This is a genomic window from Streptomyces sp. SID14478, assembly GCF_010548525.1.
In the GTDB taxonomy this organism is placed as follows: domain Bacteria; phylum Actinomycetota; class Actinomycetes; order Streptomycetales; family Streptomycetaceae; genus Streptomyces.
The window spans coordinates 1-4,929 of sequence record NZ_JAAGMG010001036.1; the positions used below are offsets into that span (position 1 = coordinate 1).

At 73.4% G+C, this 4,929-nt stretch carries 5 protein-coding genes and 1 pseudogene; all 6 read right to left on the minus strand.

Features of this window, described 5'->3' with window-relative positions:
• Window positions 1-994, minus strand: a 994-nt coding sequence (locus G3I40_RS33405; RefSeq protein ID WP_203645231.1) for a transketolase C-terminal domain-containing protein, incomplete at its 3' end; no start/stop codon positions are given.
• The gene (locus tag G3I40_RS33410; RefSeq protein WP_164306352.1) at window positions 991-1,827 is read right to left on the minus strand and encodes a transketolase; all 837 of its coding nucleotides are present in this window, start codon (window positions 1,825-1,827) and stop codon (window positions 991-993) included. The genes G3I40_RS33410 and G3I40_RS33405, both read right to left, overlap by 4 nt.
• Window positions 1,824-3,155, minus strand: a complete 1,332-nt coding sequence (locus G3I40_RS33415; RefSeq protein ID WP_164306353.1) for a DegT/DnrJ/EryC1/StrS family aminotransferase — start codon at window positions 3,153-3,155, stop codon at window positions 1,824-1,826. The genes G3I40_RS33410 and G3I40_RS33415 overlap by 4 nt, the downstream gene beginning before the upstream one ends.
• Window positions 3,152-3,433, minus strand: a complete 282-nt coding sequence (locus G3I40_RS33420; protein WP_164306354.1) for a hypothetical protein — start codon at window positions 3,431-3,433, stop codon at window positions 3,152-3,154. Before G3I40_RS33420 ends, G3I40_RS33415 begins: the two co-directional genes overlap by 4 nt.
• Window positions 3,426-4,289 carry a RimK family alpha-L-glutamate ligase gene (locus G3I40_RS33425; RefSeq protein ID WP_343245095.1) on the minus strand — a complete coding sequence of 288 codons (864 nt, stop codon included), beginning with the start codon at window positions 4,287-4,289 and terminating at the stop codon, window positions 3,426-3,428. The genes G3I40_RS33420 and G3I40_RS33425 overlap by 8 nt, the downstream gene beginning before the upstream one ends.
• A pseudogene (locus G3I40_RS33430) lies at window positions 4,286-4,929 on the minus strand (M20/M25/M40 family metallo-hydrolase); the annotation flags it as partial. The pseudogene G3I40_RS33430 and the gene G3I40_RS33425, both read right to left, overlap by 4 nt.

Below are 4,929 nucleotides of genomic sequence, written 5' to 3' on the forward strand. Positions count from 1 at the left end.
AGGCCACCGCGCCGGTCAACAGCCGTGCCTCGGCGGCGATCCGGTCCGCGGTGACGCCCGCGTGCCGGAGCAGGTCGAGCTCTCCGCCGACCCGGTCGCTGAAGCGGTCGGGCACCCCGATCCGGCGCACCGGGCAGCCGCCGCGGGCCGCCACGACCTCGCAGACCGCGCCGCCCAGGCCGCCGACCTCCAGGTGGTCCTCGACGGTGATGATGCCGCGGGTCTGCGCCGCCGCCCGCAGCACCGCCTCCTCGTCCAGCGGCTTGATGGTGTGCATGTTGAGCACGCGGGCCCTGATGCCTTCGGCGGCCAGTGTCTCGGCGGCGCGCAGCGCCATCAGCACCGGATGCGGTCCCGTCGCGATCAGCGTGACGTCGTCGCCGTCGGCGAGGGTCACGGCCCGGCCGATGCGGAAGTCGTAGGGCTGCCGGTAGACCAGGGGCGTCTCGGTGCGGCCCAGCCGCAGGAAGACCGGGCCGGGCAGGTCGGCGCAGGCGATCAGCGCCTGTTCCGCCTCCACCGCGTCGGCCGGCACCAGCACGGTGAGGTGGGGCAGCAGCCGCATGATGCCGAGGTCGTCGACCGCGTGGTGGGTGGGGCCGTAGTGCCCGGCGGACAGGCCGCCGTGGGAGACGACGATGCGCACGGGCAGGTTGTTGCCCGCCACGTCCACCTTGATCTGCTCGCAGGCGCGGGTCGCGGCGAAGCCGCTCAGGGTGTGCGCGAACGGCACGAGACCGGCCGCCGCCATGCCCGCGGCCATGCCGATCAGATTGGCCTCGGCGATGCCCACGTTGACGTACTGCTCGGGCAGGTCGGCGAAGAGGGTCTCCAGTCCGCCGACGTCGGAGTCCACGCACATGATGCGCGGGTCCTTTCGGGCGAGGTCGGCCAGCGCGCGCCGGCACACCTCCCGGCTCGGCCCCGCGTACCGCTCCTCCCAGGAGGGCTCCGGTGAGGAGGACGTCTCCTGCGCGATCGTCAGCTCGGTCACTGTTGTCGCTCCCTGCGGTTGCGGAGTCCCGCCAACGCCCGCACGTGGAGTTTCGGCGTCAGCTGGACGAAATGGCTCTTCTTGCGGTCCTCGAACATCGGGACGCCGCGCCCCTTCACGGTGCGGGCCAGCACGACGGTGGGCCGCCCCTCGGTGTCCGGCAGTGCGGCGAAGGTCGCGAGCAGCGCGCTCAGGTCGTGTCCGTCCACCTCGCGCACGGCCCAGCCGAAGGAGCGCCAGCGGTCGGCCAGCGGCTCCAGCGACAGGCACTCCTCCGTGGTGCCGCTGATCTGCCAGCCGTTGCGGTCCACGACGGCGACCAGGTTGTCCAGGCGGTGGTGGGCCGCGCCCATCACCGCCTCCCAGACCGAGCCCTCCTGGAGCTCGCCGTCACCGAGCAGCGCGAACGCCCGGGAGGGGCGGCCGAGTCGGCGGGCGGCCAGTGCGGCGCCCGCGGCCAGCGAGAGGCCGTGGCCCAGTGAACCGGTGGGGAACTCCACGCCCTCGACGCGGCGCAGCGGATGCGCGGCGAGCCGGCTGCCCGCCTTGGCGTAGTCGGCGAGTTCCGCCGGCGCGATGAACCCGTACTCGGCGAGCACGGCGTACAGGGCCGCGCCGGCGTGGCCCTTGCTGAGCACGAACCGGTCGCGGTCGGGCCAGTCCGGCTGGTGCGGCCGTACCCGCAGCACCGAGCCGTAGAGCACGGTCAGCAGGTCGGCGGCGGAGAGGCTGCCACCGACATGGGTGCCGGTCTCGCCGGCCCCCATCTCCAGCACCCGTTCCCGCACCCGGTGCGCCCGTTCGGCGAGCACGCCGATGTCCGCGCCGGTCATCGCACGGCCTCCGACGGGGCGGGGCTCATGCCGCGGGCGAGCGTCGCCACCTGGTCGAGGTGGGCCCAGACCTTCTCGAACGCCGCCGCGCAGTCCTGGAGGACGGGGCCGGCGGCCGGGTTGAGGTGCCAGCGCTGCAGGGTCAGGGAGTCCTCGATGACGGCGAGGGTCTGGGGGTAGGTGTCGGCGGCCGGCGGGTACGCGCCGGGGCGCAGCTTCCACGGGTAGCCGCCGAAGCCCTTGCGGGTCAGGAGAGCCTCCTGCTCGGGCAGGGCGACGGGCTGGTACTGCTGGAGCGGTACGCCCTCGGCGCGCATCACCCGCTCGACGGCGGCCCGGACCGCACCCGGTGTGGCGCCCTCGATGCCCATCCGTTCGGGGGAGAAACGGAAGCGGAGGATGTGCCAGGCGTGCGTGCGGTCCTCGGGGACGTGCGGTACCTGGAGGCCGGGCAGCACGCCGATCCGGTCGAGCAGGGCCCGTACGTTGCGGTCGCGCGCCCGGTGGTACTCCTCCAGCCGGCTGAGCTGGCAGCGGGTGAAGGCCGCCTGGATCGCGCTGAGTTTGGCGTTGCCGGCCAGTTCGTGGGAGATGTAGTCGCGCTTGCCGCGCCCTTCGAGCTCCTCGCCGAACTGGCGGTGGCGCAGCAGCCGGGCGTACAGGTCGGGGTCGTCCGTGGTGATCAGGCCGCCCTCCCCGCAGGTCGGCAGGTTCTTGACGACGTTGAGGCTGAACGCGGCGACGTCGCCGAGCGCCCCGGTGCGCACCCCGCGGTACTCGGCGGCGTGGGCCTGGGCGGCGTCCTCGATGAGCAACAGGCTGTGCCGGCGGGCCAGTTCGCGCAGTTCCTCCATGTCGCAGGGCAGGCCGTGCAGGTGGACGGCGAGGATCGCGGAGGTGCGCGGGGTGATGGCCGCGGCGGCGGCGCGCGGGTCCATGGTGAAGGTGACGGGGTCGATGTCCACGAAGACGGGGACGACGAGCCGGTGCACCGGGGCCACGGCGCTCGCGATGAACGACAGCGCCGGGACCAGGATCTCCGAGCCCGGTTCGACCCCGGCCGCGGCGAGGGCGAGTTCCAGCGCGGTGGTGCCGTTGGAGACGGCCGCGCAGTGTTCGGTGCCCACCAGGGCGGCCCATTCGCGTTCGAGGAGCTGCACCTGCCCGGCGCCGGGGTTGTTGGAGGTGAACTGCCCGCTGTCCAGGACGCCGACGACGGCCTGGCGCTCGGCGTCGGTGATCACCGGCCAGCCGACCAGGTCCTTCGCGGCGCGGTCCTTGGGGACGGCGCGGGGACCGCCGAACATCGCCAGCCCGTTACCGGTCATGCGGCAGCCTCCTCTATCTGGACCCAGGTGCCCGGACGGTCGGGCAGGCGGATCGCGGTGGGGTTCTCGGGCCGGGTGAGCGGGACGCGGGCCCGGCTCCGCCCCGGCGGGCAGTGGATCCATTCGGGGTCCACGGCGTCGGCGTAGTGCACGAGGACCTCGGCGCCGTCCGCGGCGCGCGCCTGGTCGGCGCCGCCGAACTCCAGCGTCAGCCAGTCCCGGTGACCGGGCGGCAGCGGTACGAGGGCGCCTCGGCACTCGACGGATCGCTCACGCACCGGAGCCCCCCACCCTGCTCAGGACGTGGTCGACGTAGCGTCCGACCAGGTCCACGTCGAGCACGTCCAGCGCGCCGTGGAACTCCGGGGTGTGGTTGACCTCGTTGACGTAGTAGGCACCCGAGCGGTCCTCCAGCACGTCGATGCCGAGGACGCCGTCGCCGATCGCCTCGGCGGTGGCCGTGAGCAGCTTCAGCAGCTCGTCGTCCGGCGTGCACACCGAAGGGACGCCGCCGCGCTTGGTGTTGGTGCGCCATTCGTCCGAGCTCTTGTAGATCGCCCCGACCGTCTCGCCGCCCATCACGTACGCCTTGATCTCGCGGCCGGGCTTGTCGATGTACTCCTGGACGTAGGTGATCCCGTTGACCGGGCCGGGCAGCGCCTCGCGGTGTTCGAGCACCGCTTCGGCGGCGTCGTGGCCGTCGAGGCGGGCGGCGAGCCGGCCCCAGGACCCGACGACGGGCTTGACCACGGCGGGGTAGCCGAAGCCGGCCAGCGCGGGCAGCGCGCCCTGCGGGGTGAGGGTCGCCATCCAGCGGGGCACGGGGAGCCCGGCCCTCTCCAGCGCGAGCGTCGTGAACAGCTTGTCGCCGCAGGTGTCCAGGATGGCGGAGGTGTTCACCACGGTCACGCCCGCGTGTTCGAGCATGCGGGTGGCGTAGAGGTTGCGGGTGTGTCCGATCTCGCGGGTGAGCGCGCCGCGGAAGCGGAAGTCGGCGCCCGGCCCGAAGACGGTCGTCCTGGTGTCCAGGACGCTGAACGGAACACGGCGCCGGTCGAGTTCGGCGAGGAGCAGCTTCTCCTCGAGTCTGATCCGGGAGGCCAGTACGGCCAGGGGGAGGTCGTCGACGCTCACGGTCGCCTCTCTTCGCAATAGGGGTCGGCCGCAGGTACCGGCCGGGGCAGGGAACGCGCGATGTCCGGGAGTGCCTCGGCCAGGACGTCGACGGCGAGCAGGTACTCCTGCAGAGCGATGTGCTCCTCGTCGGTGTGGTCGAGCGTGGAGTCCCCGGGGCCGTAGGCGAGGGCGGGCACCGCCCAGTGCGGCGCGAGGATGTTCATGTCGGAGGTGCCGAGCTTGACCTTGACCGAGACGGCACCGGTACGCCGGCGCACCGCACCGGCGAAGGCGCGGACCAGGGGTGTGCCGCGCCCGGTCCTGACGGCCGGCACCTGCTCGACGACGGTGATCTCGCCGTCCGCCCCGTGCTTGCGCACCTGGTCCAGGAAGCCGGGGGCGTCGAAGCCGCGCGGAATCCGGCAGGAGATCTCGGCGCGGGCGTGGGTCAGGCCGCCCTCCAGGGCGACGAGGGCCGGCGAGGCGTGCGCGAAGAGCGGGGCGTCCGCGGGGAGGGCGGGCAGCAGGGACCGCACCGCCTGCCACAGGTCGCTGGCGAGTTCCGCGGCGCGTTCCGCGGGGCTGCTCGTGTGTGCGGGCGGGCGGCGCACTTCGTAGCGGAACCGCAGGACGCCGCGGTAGCCGACGACCACGGCGC